We start from the raw sequence: 311 nt of genomic DNA, 5'->3' as shown, positions 1-311 counted from the left end.
ACTGGGAAACCCTGCCCTACGACACGATTTCCCCGCACCAGGACATCATTTCCGAGCGCCTTCGCACCCTCTACCGTCTGCCCGGCACCCGCCAGGGCATATTGGTGGTGCCGGTCACCAGTATCCTGCAGAGGCTGATGCCGCAGAGCTACCTGCTGAGCAACAGCCTGCTCCTGGAGCCGGGCGAGCGCCTGGACCTGGACGCACTGCGCAGCCGACTGGAAAAAGCCGGCTACCACTGCGTCGACACGGTGTACGAGCACGGCGAATTTGCGGTGCGCGGCGCCCTGATCGACCTGTTCCCCATGGGC

General features: G+C 65.0%; 1 protein-coding gene. It reads left to right on the top strand.

Annotated elements, in window-relative coordinates:
• On the top strand, positions 1 to 311 hold a 311-nt coding region (locus tag B3187_RS15880), incomplete at both ends, for a hypothetical protein (protein ID WP_286807429.1).

It is taken from the genome of Marinimicrobium sp. UBA4209 (genome assembly GCF_002381585.1).
Lineage (GTDB): Bacteria > Pseudomonadota > Gammaproteobacteria > Pseudomonadales > Cellvibrionaceae > Marinimicrobium > Marinimicrobium koreense.
This window is presented reverse-complemented; position numbering and strand designations above follow the sequence as displayed.